Raw genomic sequence first — 13,306 nt, 5'->3', positions numbered from 1 at the left:
GTGGCTTTTCCGATTGTCTGTGTCGGATATCTTTACTTACATGAGAACGCCCCATGCCCTCTTTGCCCTGGCACGCCATCGACACTGTCCTGCTGGACATGGACGGCACCTTGCTCGACCTGCATTACGACAACCACTTCTGGATGGAGCACTTGCCACAGCGCTACGCCGAACTGCATAACGTCAGCCGGGCCATGGCCGAGATGGAGTTGCAGCCGCTGTTCGAGCGTAATGCCGGCCAGTTGCAATGGTATTGCCTGGATTTCTGGAGCAAGGAATTGAACATCCCGGTGCGCGAACTCAAGCTGGAAACCGCTCACTTGATCGCCCTGCGCCCGGACGCCGATACCTTTCTGGCGGCGATCAAAAAGGCCGGCAAGCGTGTGATTCTGATCACCAACGCGCATCGCGATTCGCTGTCGTTGAAGCTGGAACGCATCGAGCTGGCGCCGTATTTCGAAAGGCTGATCAGCTCCCACGATTACGGCTTCGCCAAGGAAAACCCACAGTTCTGGGACGCCTTGCAAGCCGACATCCACTTCGACCCGGCCCGCAGCCTATTCATCGACGACACGTTACCGATCCTGCGCAGTGCTCGGGATTTTGGTGTGGGGCATTTGCTGGCGGTGAAACAGCCGGACAGCAAGAAGGGGGCAAAAGACACGGCGGAGTTTGCAGCGGTAGACGATTACCGCGACCTCATTGCTGGACTCTGAACTTATGTAAACACAGGCTCATGTGGGAGCCGGGCTTGCCCGCGATGCAGACACCTCGATTTATCAAATACACCGAGGTGATGCTATCGCAGGCAAGCCAGCTCCCACACAAGCCAACTCACACATGCTTTAAGGTGTATTACTCAGGAATACGCAGCGTCTGCCCTGGGTAAATTTTATTCACATCCTTGAGCAGCGGCTTGTTGGCCTCAAAGATCTTGTTGTACTGGTTGGCGTTGCCATATACCGCCAGGGAAATCGCACTCAGGGTGTCGCCTTTTTTCACCACGACAAACCGCGAGGCCACGACCACTGGGCCGGACACGGTAATCTGGTCATCCACGCTGGCAACACCGGCAATATTGCCCGCAGCCAGAATGATTTTTTCCTTCTCTTCCTGGCTGGCCACTTCACCGGTGATCGTCACCTTGTCACCGTCCACGGTGGCTTTAACGTTCGGGTTACCCAGCCCTACGGTTTCGATGTGTTTTTTCAAATCCTCGCTGGCATTCGCATTGCCCGGCGTCAACAGATCGATCAGCTTTTCGCCAGCTTCCTTCACAAAACTAAAAAGACTCATGGTTCGCTCTCCTTGGGATTTAATTTCCAGACACCAGAGACTAGACCAGTCCCACACAACCGGGTTCCGACCCGACCAAAGACGCAAACGCGCTAGAATCCTGCGTCATTGGAATAAGCCTGGAGCGAAGATGGACATCAAGCAGCTGAAATTCCTCATCGCCCTCGACGAAACCCGTCACTTCGGCCAGGCGGCGACGCGTTGCCACATCACCCAACCGACGCTGTCGATGCGCCTGCGCAACCTGGAAGAAGAGCTTGATCTTCCACTGGTCAATCGCGGCCAACGTTTTGAGGGGTTTACCGCACCGGGCGAACGCGTTTTGGCGTGGGCCCGCACCGTGCTGGCGGCCTATGACGGCTTGCTGGCCGAAGCAGCCGCGTGTCGCGGCAACTTGGTGGGTACCTTGCGCTTGGGCGTGGTGCCGTTGTCGAGCTTCGATCCCCTGGCGTTGATGCAGCAGCTGCATAAAGAGCACCCAAGCCTGCGCTTTGAGCTGTCGGCACTCAGCTCCGAGCAAATCCTCGAACAACTGGCCAGCAACCGCCTGGACCTGGGCGTTTCTTACCTTGAGCGCTTGGACAACGAGCGCTTCGACTCGCTGGCGCTGGGCGAAACCCGCATGGGCCTGCTCTACGACCAGCGGTTTTTCAGCTTCGGTGACACGCCGCTGAGTTGGGAGGCGCTGATCGAACTGCCGCTGGGCATGCTCACCGGCGGCATGCACTTTCGCCAATCCATCGACCACAACTTCCACAGCCGGGGCCTAAACCCGCAACCGCTGCTGCAAACCGATGCGGTCCATCAATTGTTACAAGCGGTGCATGGCGGCCTGTGCTGCGCGGTGATGCCGCTGGACGGCGGCCTCGACGCCCTGACCGAGCATTTGCGCCTGCAGCCCATCGAAGACGCCCATACGCTGGCGCGCCTGGGGCTGATCATGCGCCGCAGCGCACCGCGCTCAGCGTTGGCCGAGGCGTGTTTCGCACTGTTTCAAAAATCGCAGCAGGCGACTTGATCGACGCCCTCTATCGAGGGATCAGTACTGGCAATTAGACGCGACCCTTTGTCGCGCCTAGTCTAAGCATTGATCAATCCGTCGGTGGTATTGCCCCATGAACGCCAAGCGCCCAGCCTGCGCGGCGCCCGCCTCTGAAATGGCAGCGCCCGCCGCCAGCCAGACCTACCAGTTTTGCAACCTCGAACACACCGAAGTCGCCAGCACTGCGTTGGCGGAAGAAGTGGCGTTGGCGATTGCCTACAACGACATCAGCCAGGCGGTGATGCTGGTGACGCCGACGGACCTTGAAGACTTTATCGTCGGTTTCAGCATCGGCAGCGGCATTATCGCCGACGTTAGCGATATTTATGACCTCAAACTCAGCGGTTCTGGCTCTACCAGATACGCTCAGGTGCAGATCTCCAGCCGCGCGTTCTGGAACCTCAAGCAGCAACGCCGCCAACTTGCAGGCACCAGCGGTTGCGGTTTGTGCGGCGTAGAAGCCGTAGAACAAGCATTGCCAGACCTTCAAGTGCTGCCCGGCGCGCCCTTGCCGCCCGCCGAATGGCTGGAAGGCCTGCGTCAACGTATCAGCGCGTTTCAGCCTCTGGGCCAGTACAGCGGCGCCGTGCATGCGGCGGTGTTTATGAACGGTCAGGGCGAATTGCTGATGGGCCGCGAAGACATCGGCCGGCACAACGCCCTGGATAAATTGATCGGCGCGCTGATCCGCCAAAAGATTCCGACCGACGGCGGGCTGGCGATTGTTACCAGCCGCTGCAGCCTCGAATTGATTCAAAAAGTTTTGCGCGCAGGCATCCAGACCCTGGTCAGCCTGTCGTCGCCCACCGGCCTCGCCCTGCAATGGGCCCGCCGGCATAACCTCAATCTCATCCACCTGCCGCAGAAAAGTGCGCCGCGGGTCTACAGCCCTGCGATGGAGAACCAGCCATGAGCCAGCACCACCAAGCCGACCAAACCCCAACCCCGCGCTATAAGCCTTACAAAGGCCCGGCTGGCGGCTGGGGCGCGCTGATCAGCGTGGCGCAAGCATGGCTGACCAGCGACAACGCGCTGAAGAACCTGCGCATGATGCTCAAGACCAACCAGAACGGCGGTTTCGACTGCCCGGGTTGCGCCTGGGGTGATTCGCCGGAAAGCGGCATGGTCAAGTTCTGCGAAAACGGCGCCAAGGCGGTGAACTGGGAAGCCACCAAGCGCCGCGTGGACGCCGCCTTTTTCGCCAAACACAGCGTCACCGCGTTGCTGGAGCAGAGCGACTATTGGCTGGAATACCAAGGCCGCCTGACCGAGCCGATGCGCTACGACGCCGAGACTGACCGCTACAAACCCGTCAGCTGGGAAGCGGCGTTCGACCTGGTCGGCAAACACCTCAACGCATTGCCAAGCCCGGACATGGCCGAGTTCTACACCTCGGGCCGCGCCAGCAACGAAGCGGCCTATTTGTACCAGCTGTTCGTGCGCGCCTACGGTACCAACAACTTCCCCGACTGTTCGAACATGTGCCACGAAGCCAGCGGCGTGGCCCTGGCGCAAAGCGTGGGCGTCGGCAAAGGCACTGTGACCTTCGATGACTTCGAACATGCAGACGCAATTTTCGTGTGGGGCCAAAACCCCGGCACCAACCACCCGCGCATGCTTGAACCGCTGCGCGAAGCGGTGAAACGCGGTGCTCAAGTGGTGTGCATCAACCCGCTGAAAGAGCGTGGCCTGGAACGCTTCCAGCACCCGCAACACCCGCTGGAAATGCTCACCAACGGCGACAAGCCAACCAACACTGCCTACTTCCGCCCGGCGCTGGGTGGCGACATGGCCATCCTGCGCGGCATGGCCAAGTTCCTGCTGTTGTGGGAACGCCAGGCCCAGGCCGAAGGCACAGAAGCCGTGTTCGACCACGACTTCCTCAACGAACACACGGCCAACGTGCTGGATTACCTGGGCAAGATCGATGACACCTCATGGGATGAAATCGTCGCGCAGTCCGGCCTGACCCTGGTTGAGATAGAGCAAGCGGCGCGCATGTACGCCAAAAGCAAGAACGTGATCATGTGCTGGGCGATGGGCATCACCCAGCACCGCCACTCGGTGCCGACCATTCAGGAAATCGCCAACCTGATGCTGCTGCGCGGCAACATCGGCCGGCCCGGCGCCGGCCTGTGCCCGGTGCGTGGCCACAGTAACGTGCAGGGCGACCGCACCATGGGCATCAACGAACGCCCACCGGTTGCGTTCCTCGACTCTCTGGAGCGTCGCTTTCAGTTCCAGGTACCGCGCGAAAACGGCCACAACGTGGTCGAAGCGATTCACGCCATGCTCGAAGGCCGCTCCAAAGTGTTTATCGGCCTGGGCGGCAACTTCGCCCAAGCCACGCCAGACAGCCCGCGCACCTTCGAAGCCCTGCGCAACTGCGACCTGACCGTGCAGATCAGCACCAAGCTCAACCGCAGCCACCTGATGCACGGTAAAGACGCGTTGATCCTGCCGTGCCTGGGCCGCACCGACATCGACATCCAGGCCGACGGCCCGCAAGCGGTGACGGTGGAAGACTCGTTCAGCATGGTCCACGGCTCCAACGGCCAACTGCAGCCGCTGTCCAAACTGATGAAGTCCGAACCGGCGATTCTGGCTGGCATTGCCGCCGCCACCCTGGGCAGCAAGCCAGTGGACTGGAACTGGCTGGTGGCCGACTACGGGCGCATCCGCGACCTGATCGCCGACACCATTCCGGGCTTCAAGGACTTCAACGAGAAGATCAAACACCCAGGCGGTTTCTACCTGGGCAACTCGGCCGGTGCACGCCGCTGGAACACCCCGTCAGGCCGCGCCAACTTCCGCCCAAACATCCTGCCCAAAGACTTGATCCACGAACGCACCCACGCCACGGGCCGTGTGCCGGACCTGATCATGCAGTCGATGCGCTCCCACGATCAGTACAACACCACCATTTATGGCCTCGACGATCGCTATCGCGGCGTGAAAGGCCAGCGTGACGTACTGTTCGTCAACGAAGCCGACATCATCCGCCTGGGCTTCAAGCCGGGGCAAAAGGCCGACATCGTGTCGTTGTGGGAAGACGGCCGCGAACGCCGCGTGAAGGGCTTTACCCTGCTGGCGTTCGATATTCCGGCGGGCCAGGCCGCAGCTTACTACCCGGAAGTGAACCCATTGGTACCACTGGAAAGCACCGGGGATGGCAGCCATACGCCGACGTCGAAGTTCGTGGCGATTCGCCTGGAAGCGGCAAGTGACAATGGGCTGATCATGGCGCGCTCCGCCTAAGCGAAAATGCTCGTGGCGAGCTGGGCCTTTTGTGGCAAGCGGGCTTGGCATGCTGAGCGTACCTGTTGTGGCGAGTGGGCTTGTTGTGGCGAGCGGGCTTGCCCCGCGTTGGGTGGCGAAGCCGCCCCAATAAAGTCACCCCATTCTTTCAGTCAGTATGCAGTGCCCGGACCAAGGGCCGCTTCGCGCCCCAACGCGGGGCAAGCCCGCTCGCCACAACAAGCACGCTTGCCACGCCAGGCCCGCCAGCCACAAGAACCCCGCTCTCCACAGAAAAGCAGGCACAAAAAAAGGCCGCTTTTGCATAAAAGCGGCCTTCCCGAAGTGGTTAAAGACTCGCAAAAACAACTTAAGTTCCCCATACAAAACAGCAACTTAGCAAATTGTATACAACTGCTGCCACCGGTCGGATTTCGATTGTCAGCGTCTCGATACAACCTCAGGATCGCGCCGTCATCCTCTTGAGGTCTCTCTATGAAGTTCTCCTCGATTCTCTTGTTGTCCCTTGGCCTGGTCAGTGGCGCAGCCATGGCCGGTGGCACCACCGAAGCCGGTGTGGGCGGCGCATTGGGCGGGGTACTTGGTTCGGTTGTGGGCCAGCAGATCGGCGGCAACACCGGTTCGGCCATCGGCGCAGCCTTGGGCGGCGCGGGCGGTAGCGCAGTCGGCGCCGACAAACGCAGCCGTGGCGAAGCGGCTATCGGCGGCGCATTGGGCGCGGCAGGTGGCAACGTAGTGGGCCGCAGCATGGGCGGCACTACCGGCAGCCTGATCGGCGCAGCCGCCGGCGGTGGCGCGGGTGGCGCACTGGGCAACTACATGGGCAACAAGAGCGATGACGACGACCGTCGCTATCGCGGGCGAGACAACCGCCGTTATGACCGTGACGACCATCGTGGGCGCGGGCATGCTTATGGGCACCGCAAGAACAAGCATCACTACCGTCACCGGTAAGCTGCAGGTCTAAGCCAGCCGCAAATCCCTGTGGGAGCTGGCTTGCCTGCGATAGCGGAGTGTCAGGCAACATTGTTAAACCTGACCCACTGCTATCGCAGGCAAGCCAGCTCCCACATTTGATTTCTATGGGTCCAGCGGTCTTTGTCAGACCACCAACCGCTGCAACGCTTCGCGCAGCCTTTCAGGAATCGTCACCGGCTGGTTCGACGCCCGATCCACAAACACATGCACAAACCTCCCCGCCGCGCAGGCGTCTTCCTCGCCCGCCTTGAACACCGCCAACTCATACTGCACCGAGCTGTTACCCAACTTGCCAACCCGCAGGCCGATTTCTATACGATCCGGAAAAGCGATCGACGCAAAGTAATCACACGCTGAACTCACCACAAACCCCACCACTTCACCGTCATGAATATCCAACCCACCTTCTTCAATCAGGTAGGTATTCACTGCCGTGTCGAAAAAGCTGTAGTACGTCACGTTGTTCACATGGCCATACACATCGTTGTCGTGCCAGCGCGTGATGATCGGCTGGAAGTGGCGGTAATCGGCGCGCAAGGGCATTGAGTCAGGCATGGGCAGGTCTCGTGAAAGTGAGTTTAGAGATCATTCAAATGGGCCTCGACCCACTCGCGTACCTCGGCGTACGGGTAGTCTTCCAGCGCTGAAAAACCGGCAATGCTCCGCGCCTTCAGCTTGGTAAACAGCGGCACACTGATGCCTCCAAGGAAACACGCCAGCCGCTCGGCGCCGGGCAAATCGCCGGTGAGCTCATGATGGCTGTGGATAAAATCACCGCACAACCCCATGAAGTTTTTATCCACAAGCGGCGGCAAACTCGGCGGCGGCGGCAGATGCGCGATGTGGCCGTGACACACCGAGCAATGCCCGCACCGCTCGGGGGCATTTTCATCGCCGAAGTACTGGGCCAAACGCTGCCCCAGGCAACGCTCGGTGGCGAAAAGGTCGAGCATGGCGTGAATCCGCGCCACCTCCGTCACCTCGTGCCTTTTGAAGCCTGTGTATAACTCGGCGCTCAACACCTTTGGGTCAAAGTCGGTATCCAGCAGGCTGTAGACCTCTGTCATCTGCTTGCTTTCCAGCTCGATCAGGCCTTGTTCCTGGAAGTAATCCAGCGCCTTCACCACTCGGCTGCGTTCTGCATTGTGCTGCTGATACAGCGCGTCGAAATCCACCGTCGCCCAGGTTCTGGCGCGCGTGCAGACCTGGATAATCGCCGCAACAAACTGCTGGCGCTCGCCGGAAAACCGCGCCAGCAATACATCAGGCTCAATCAGGTATTTAAAGCGGTATTCGGCATAAAACGCGTAGCGCGGCGCGATCACGCCTTTGAGTTCCAATTGCACCAGCAACGTTTTGAGCGGTAGTTCGCGGATGTTGCTGTGGTCCGACAGCGACCTCAACAAGAACTCCCATTGCCCCTCGCCCTGCGCCGCTTGCAACTCCACCAGCACACGGCGAATGCCCTCTTGCTCGGGCGTGTCGCCGTACACAAAGTTTTCCAGCACATTCAAGCTGTCGCGGTTGGCCAATACCAGGCAGTCGGACGGCTGCCCATCACGCCCGGCGCGGCCGATTTCCTGGCTGTAGTTCTCGATGGATTTGGGCAGGTCAAAGTGCACCACATTACGGATGTCACTCTTGTCGATGCCCATGCCAAACGCGATGGTGGCGACGATGCAATTGGAACGCCCGCCCATAAAGCGCTGCTGAATACCCTCACGCTTATCGTGTGGCAACCCGGCGTGATACGCCTCGGCCTGGATGCCGTTACGGTTCAGGTGCTCGGCAATCTGCTCAGCCGTTTTTTGCAGCGTGACGTAGACGATGCTCGGCTGATTCGCCCGTTCTTTCATCCACTCGACCAGACGCCGACGCTTATCCGCACCGGCCACCGGCTCCACCAACAAATTGAGATTGGCGCGGTAGAAGCCCGTGGTGACCACATCATCGGGCGCAATGGCGAACTTGGCCTGCATGTCGGCAATCACCGCTGGCGTCGCCGTAGCCGTCAGCAGCAGCGCTTGTGGGATATCGAACTGACGCTGGTAGTCCGGCAGCTTCAAATAGTCCGGACGGAAGTTATGGCCCCACTCGGAAATACAGTGCGCCTCGTCCACTACCAGCAGCGAGATGCGCACGCTTTGCAGGAAGTTACGAAAGCGCTCGTTCTTCAAACGCTCAACGGAAATCATCAGGATTTTCAGCTCGCCCGAACGAGCGCGCGCCATCACGTCATTGGCGTCTTCGCGGCTCTGCGCCGAATCAATACTGCCCGCCGAAATGCCGTGGCGTTTCAAAAAACCGAGCTGGTCCTGCATCAACGCCAACAACGGCGACACCACCAGCGTCAGGTGCGGCAGCAACACCGCCGACAGCTGGTAACACAGGGACTTGCCCGACCCGGTGGGAAAAATAGCAGCCGCCGAACGACCGGCCAGCACTGCGCTGACCACGTCTTCCTGGCCCAATCGAAACTGTGGATAACCAAAGACCTGCTGGAGCGTGTCGTGCATGAGCTGTCACTCCATTGACCGCTGAGTTGGCTCAAAAACATAGCCCGGAACACTCAGCGAATCGAGAAAGGTCGCAAGGAAATAAGAGACAGGATGATACACAGCCTGGGAGATGGCCTTGGGCCGATGTGGGATTGTTCCGACGATTTCGTGAGATGAATACAATAAAACTGTGGGAGCTGGCTTGCCTGCGATGGCGGAGTGTCAGTCGATAGAGCGACCGCTTGATAGAACCGGCCACTCGGTAAACGATCTGTCTATTGCTCCGAATTACGCTCACTTCTAAGGTTTGCCCCGTCGCTGCCAACTCAGCGACCGGGTTTGGCCACTCGAAAAACAGCAGAGATAAACGTGCCAATTCGCTTGGCGTATTTCTTTGAATCTGTATCGGAATACCCGCAATGACAAAGCTTAATGTTCCTGGCAATCGCTATCGCCAACTGCGCACCAACTTTACCGACACCCACCCGCTCGTCATCGACACCGAAGCCACAGCAGAAGACATCCAGTGCGCCGCACACCAGCGCATCCGCGCCGCCACCGACCTACTGGAAACCTTCACCTGCCTGACCTACGAACACGCCGACCTCAAAGACATCTCCCACATCATCAATGCCCTGTACTTGCTCGCGCAGGATGGCTGCGATTTGCTGGAAGCTGCGCAGCACGTGCAGCTGCAACCGGCAGTCGATAACCCGATACATCCAAACCAGCCACATAGCTAAAACTGTGGGAGCTGGCTTGCCTGCGATGGCGTCCTTTCAGGCTGTATTTCTTTACATGAACGACTGCCATCGCGGGCAAGCCCGCTCCCACATTTGTCCGGTTTTCTTCAACAAATTCCCGTCGACCTTAAATTGCGAGAAGCCCCTGTAGGAAACCGTCCAAAGCAGCGTCATACCCTTCCCAAACTGCTTAAAACACCTGCTCTACCCCCTACATATTTAACCTTCGCCTGACTGAAACTAGTGTTCTCTCAATGCATGTCTACACGGACGAGACTTAGTCATATGGCCCTGTACCTTCAACCCGCCGTTTTTCTCCTGATGTATTTGATGCTGCATTATCAAATCAAAGCTCCCCTGGTCAGACAGCGCATCGCAATTGCCTGTCTCGCGGCAGGGCTCACGATGAATTGGCTGCTGCCCAACGTGGCAGTACTCCTCAAAATGCCTTTCTTGCCTGTCTTCGTATTCTTGATAGGCTTGGCACTCTTGATCACCCGCAACCAATACCGCCGACAACGCAACCCTCACCCACTCCTGCGTGCCCCGACCATGAACCTGGCCCCTGATTTCCCTGATGACCCCGTGATGCAGCAGCTTCTGCAATTGCTGCACGAAGAAATCGGCCTGCCGAAACACAAAACCATTCGACTCGACACTTCGCTCAACTTCAACCTGGGCTGCGACGGTGCCGAGGCCAAGCAGTTCATGGATGCGCTGGAGCAGGAGTTTGTGATCGACCTGGGCGATTACGATGCTTACCGTTACTTCAAGCCGCCGGTGTTCGATGTATTCCTGAAGCGGCGCGCCAGGGGCCGTGGCGATAAAGTGCCGTTGACGATTGGCATGCTGTATCTGGCGATCAAAACCCACAGTTGGGATACGCAGACATTGGAAAACCTCAGCTGACCCCAAGAACACTGAGATACAAATGTGGGAGCTGGCTTGCCTGCGATAGCATCACCCTGCCAGGACTGATTCACCGAGGCGCCTGCATCGCGGGCAAGCCCGGCTCCCACATTGAATTCGCGTTAACCTGGTGACCTGCCCACAAAACATCAAGGACCTTACATGGACGTAACAATGGGCCTGCTGGCCGCCCTGCTCTGGGGTGGCACGGACTTTCTCGTGGGCCTCAACGCCCGCGCCGTCGGCGTGAAACGCGCGGTGTATTTCGGCCAAGCCCTCGGCTTTTTGATCATGACCTTGCTGCTGGTCATCTTCCCGACCTTCCTGCTCAAATCCCTCAATGCCCCGTTGAGCGTGTGGCTCCTGGGCATCGCCGCCGCCCTGCTCACCGTTTCCGGCGCCCTCGCGCTGTCCAAGGCCTTCGCGTTGGGCAAAGCTGCCATCGTCGCGCCGCTGGTGACGTCCTACGGCGCGGTAACCACCTTGCTGTCGTGGGCCAGCGGTGAACACATCAGCTTGCTTCAACTCGGCTGTATCGGCGTGTGCGTCATCGGCGTAACCCTCTCCAGCCTCCACAAGGACAACGGCGTTCCCCACAACAACCCGCGCCTGTCCATTGCCTACGCCATGCTCGCCGCGTTGCTGTACGGCACCAGTTTCTGGCTGCAAGGCCGCTACACATTGCCGGCGTTAGGGCCGATCACCATGCTGTGGCTGGGTTATCTGGTGGGCCTTTGCGGGTTGGTGGTGATGGTGCTGAAGATAAGGGACGGTTTGAAAATACCGCCGCTGAAAAATTGCGCAACGTTGACCGGCGCGAGCGTGATGAACCTGGGCGGCTTCTCGGCATTTTCGTGGGGGGCGATGGCGGGGTCTGTGTCGGTGGTGACGGTGATCAGTACGTTGTCGGGCGGGATTGCGGCAATTCTAGGCTTTGTGTTTTTCAAGGAGCGGTTGTCAGCTGTTCAGATGCTAGGCGTAGTGCTGGTACTGATCGGAGCGATTATCTTGAACTTGTAGAAAAATGATTTGAAGGCAAGAAGCAGCGCTACACGAAAAATAAAGCATATACGAAGAATTCCGAGTAGTGGCAAAATACCATCCAGCCCAAAATGACGCCAGCAAGGGACAGCCATGGCTCAGGAAAAAAGAAAAGCCTTTCAGGAGTACTTCAGTCCGGAAGCACTCCGAAATATTTTTATTGATAAGATCAAGTCTAAACCCAGCATCGGAATTGATGGCACTAGTGCATCCGCATTTGAGTCCTCGATTCAATCCGAAACCGCGACCTGCAGCAAAAAAGTAAAAACCTACAAATTCAAATTTTCTCCATATCTTGAAGAAGTTAAAAGCAAAGGGAAAAATAAGATCCCCCGAGTCATATCAAAACCAACGATTCGTGATAAGACCTTATTATCTTCAGCCAATAAATGCCTTCAATCTTATTTTCCCGACGCCGTGAACAAAAAACTTCCAAATGAAATAATCAGGGAGATTAAAGAAAGCCTTAAAATCAGCAACGAAGATTTATTTTTTTGCAAAATTGACATAAAAAGCTTTTACGACCACATAGATCATGACATTTTATTAAAAATTCTAGGCAGAACCGTAGATAAAAAAACGCTGTGGCTTATATCTAATGCCATCAAAAACATTACAGTTAGCGCAAATACTAAAAGAAAATTTTACCCGAAGGAAAATTCTTTAGGTGTTCCTCAAGGCCTTCCCATTTCCAACATCCTTTCTGACATATACTTACATAAAATTGATAAGACTTTTGGTTCGATAAATTATAGAAGATACGTAGATGACATATTAATAATCTCTAAAAACGAGACATCAAAAACCACAAATAAAATTAAAACTCTATTAAATAAAATAAAATTGGAAACCAACGAAAAAACCGAAGAGGGGCAAATTAGTCAAGGTCTTGAGTATTTGGGATACAATTTTCTTGGTAACAACAAATTATCGGTCAGAGACTCCTCACGAGATAAATTTACTGCCTCGCTAATTGCCCCTATTACTCGTTACAAAAAAGGCCAAGACAAATCAATCGGTACAACTTGGCTAACGATAGAGACTCGTAAAAACATATTAATTGAACACCTAAATGAGAGAATAACTGGCGCTATTAGTGAGAAAAAAAGATTTGGTTGGATCTTTTATTTCATTGAAATCACGGATCTAAAAATCTTATATGATTTAGACTCAATCGTGAAAAGAGAATTAAAAAAGGCACACTTGACCCCTTCTGAAATTTCTCGTGTGAAGCGCCTTTCAAGGGCCTATCATGAGGCAAAGCATAATCCTGAAGGCGGCTACATTCACAACTATGACATTTACAAAACGACGCAGGAAAAAATTAGCGCGCTGAGACGTTTCGGATACTTAGATCCGAACGCATCTACGGCCTACGCACCAGAACATATAGACGCATTATTCGAAAGACTAAAATCAAATCAGCTGTTGCAACTTGAGAGAGATATTGGCACCATGTACTAGCCCCCTTTATGGCGTATTACTGAGCCATAGATTCAAGAGAAATCTTGGGTATTGGTTACTATGCTTGCGTAACAGTG

General features: G+C 56.5%; 12 protein-coding genes. 9 read left to right on the top strand and 3 right to left on the bottom strand.

Annotated elements, in window-relative coordinates:
• The first annotated feature begins 53 nt into the window (after window positions 1-53).
• A complete protein-coding gene (yrfG, locus tag ACP7A2_RS06320; protein WP_426133531.1) occupies window positions 54-716 on the top strand; it encodes a GMP/IMP nucleotidase in 663 nt (220 codons plus the stop codon).
• 139 nt (window positions 717-855) lie between these two features.
• Here the strand turns inward: yrfG and lysM are convergent, their stop codons facing one another.
• On the bottom strand, window positions 856-1,296 hold the full coding sequence (gene lysM / locus ACP7A2_RS06315; RefSeq protein WP_426133530.1) for a peptidoglycan-binding protein LysM: 441 nt from the start codon (window positions 1,294-1,296) through the stop codon (window positions 856-858).
• A gap of 130 nt (window positions 1,297-1,426) precedes the next feature.
• Here lysM and ACP7A2_RS06310 point away from each other — a divergent pair, with 130 nt between their 5' ends.
• The 4 genes from ACP7A2_RS06310 (at window position 1,427) to ACP7A2_RS06295 (ending at window position 6,550) form a co-directional block, all read left to right on the top strand.
• Window positions 1,427-2,314, top strand: a complete 888-nt coding sequence (locus ACP7A2_RS06310) for a LysR family transcriptional regulator (protein WP_348054900.1) — start codon at window positions 1,427-1,429, stop codon at window positions 2,312-2,314.
• Between the two features lie 97 nt (window positions 2,315-2,411).
• Window positions 2,412-3,251, top strand: a complete 840-nt coding sequence (fdhD, locus tag ACP7A2_RS06305; protein ID WP_426133529.1) for a formate dehydrogenase accessory sulfurtransferase FdhD — start codon at window positions 2,412-2,414, stop codon at window positions 3,249-3,251.
• Window positions 3,248-5,596: an FdhF/YdeP family oxidoreductase gene (locus tag ACP7A2_RS06300; protein WP_348054902.1), complete on the top strand. Its 2,349-nt coding sequence runs from the start codon at window positions 3,248-3,250 to the stop codon at window positions 5,594-5,596. Before fdhD ends, ACP7A2_RS06300 begins: the two co-directional genes overlap by 4 nt.
• 474 nt (window positions 5,597-6,070) lie before the next feature.
• On the top strand, window positions 6,071-6,550 hold the full coding sequence (locus ACP7A2_RS06295; protein ID WP_348054903.1) for a YMGG-like glycine zipper-containing protein: 480 nt from the start codon (window positions 6,071-6,073) through the stop codon (window positions 6,548-6,550).
• 147 nt (window positions 6,551-6,697) lie between these two features.
• On the opposite strand, the gene ACP7A2_RS06290 is transcribed toward ACP7A2_RS06295, so the two are convergent.
• Window positions 6,698-7,129, bottom strand: a complete 432-nt coding sequence (locus ACP7A2_RS06290; protein WP_426133528.1) for an acyl-CoA thioesterase — start codon at window positions 7,127-7,129, stop codon at window positions 6,698-6,700.
• Between the two features lie 23 nt (window positions 7,130-7,152).
• Window positions 7,153-9,090, bottom strand: coding sequence for a RecQ family ATP-dependent DNA helicase (locus ACP7A2_RS06285; RefSeq protein ID WP_426133527.1), 1,938 nt, complete (start codon window positions 9,088-9,090; stop codon window positions 7,153-7,155).
• Between the two features lie 401 nt (window positions 9,091-9,491).
• Between ACP7A2_RS06285 and ACP7A2_RS06280 the strand changes: the two genes are divergently transcribed.
• The 4 genes from ACP7A2_RS06280 (at window position 9,492) to ACP7A2_RS06265 (ending at window position 13,229) form a co-directional block, all read left to right on the top strand.
• Window positions 9,492-9,815 (top strand): hypothetical protein, encoded by a 324-nt coding sequence (locus ACP7A2_RS06280; protein ID WP_426133526.1) that lies wholly within the window; start codon window positions 9,492-9,494, stop codon window positions 9,813-9,815.
• A 552-nt stretch (window positions 9,816-10,367) separates the two neighbouring features.
• Window positions 10,368-10,724, top strand: a complete 357-nt coding sequence (locus ACP7A2_RS06275) for a DUF1493 family protein (protein WP_375070563.1) — start codon at window positions 10,368-10,370, stop codon at window positions 10,722-10,724.
• Window positions 10,725-10,886: 162 nt separating this feature from the next.
• Entirely contained in the window at window positions 10,887-11,744 is an 858-nt protein-coding gene (locus ACP7A2_RS06270; RefSeq protein WP_426133525.1) for an EamA family transporter, read from the top strand.
• Window positions 11,745-11,858: 114 nt separating this feature from the next.
• The gene (locus ACP7A2_RS06265; protein WP_426133524.1) at window positions 11,859-13,229 is read left to right on the top strand and encodes a reverse transcriptase domain-containing protein; all 1,371 of its coding nucleotides are present in this window, start codon (window positions 11,859-11,861) and stop codon (window positions 13,227-13,229) included.
• Window positions 13,230-13,306: the final 77 nt, after the last annotated feature.

Origin of the sequence: Pseudomonas sp. PWP3-1b2, from assembly GCF_049896045.1 — a bacterium.
Lineage (GTDB): Bacteria > Pseudomonadota > Gammaproteobacteria > Pseudomonadales > Pseudomonadaceae > Aquipseudomonas > Aquipseudomonas antarctica_B.
Note: the sequence above shows the minus strand (reverse complement) of the source record. Positions and strands in the feature narration are given on the sequence as shown.

Coding starts and splice junctions, on each gene's coding strand:
- yrfG (WP_426133531.1), top strand. CDS start 54: ATGCCCTCTTTGCCCTGGCACGCCATCGACACTGTCCTGCTGGACATG.
- lysM (WP_426133530.1), bottom strand. CDS start 1,296: ATGAGTCTTTTTAGTTTTGTGAAGGAAGCTGGCGAAAAGCTGATCGAT.
- ACP7A2_RS06310 (WP_348054900.1), top strand. CDS start 1,427: ATGGACATCAAGCAGCTGAAATTCCTCATCGCCCTCGACGAAACCCGT.
- fdhD (WP_426133529.1), top strand. CDS start 2,412: ATGAACGCCAAGCGCCCAGCCTGCGCGGCGCCCGCCTCTGAAATGGCA.
- ACP7A2_RS06300 (WP_348054902.1), top strand. CDS start 3,248: ATGAGCCAGCACCACCAAGCCGACCAAACCCCAACCCCGCGCTATAAG.
- ACP7A2_RS06295 (WP_348054903.1), top strand. CDS start 6,071: ATGAAGTTCTCCTCGATTCTCTTGTTGTCCCTTGGCCTGGTCAGTGGC.
- ACP7A2_RS06290 (WP_426133528.1), bottom strand. CDS start 7,129: ATGCCTGACTCAATGCCCTTGCGCGCCGATTACCGCCACTTCCAGCCG.
- ACP7A2_RS06285 (WP_426133527.1), bottom strand. CDS start 9,090: ATGCACGACACGCTCCAGCAGGTCTTTGGTTATCCACAGTTTCGATTG.
- ACP7A2_RS06280 (WP_426133526.1), top strand. CDS start 9,492: ATGACAAAGCTTAATGTTCCTGGCAATCGCTATCGCCAACTGCGCACC.
- ACP7A2_RS06275 (WP_375070563.1), top strand. CDS start 10,368: ATGAACCTGGCCCCTGATTTCCCTGATGACCCCGTGATGCAGCAGCTT.
- ACP7A2_RS06270 (WP_426133525.1), top strand. CDS start 10,887: ATGGACGTAACAATGGGCCTGCTGGCCGCCCTGCTCTGGGGTGGCACG.
- ACP7A2_RS06265 (WP_426133524.1), top strand. CDS start 11,859: ATGGCTCAGGAAAAAAGAAAAGCCTTTCAGGAGTACTTCAGTCCGGAA.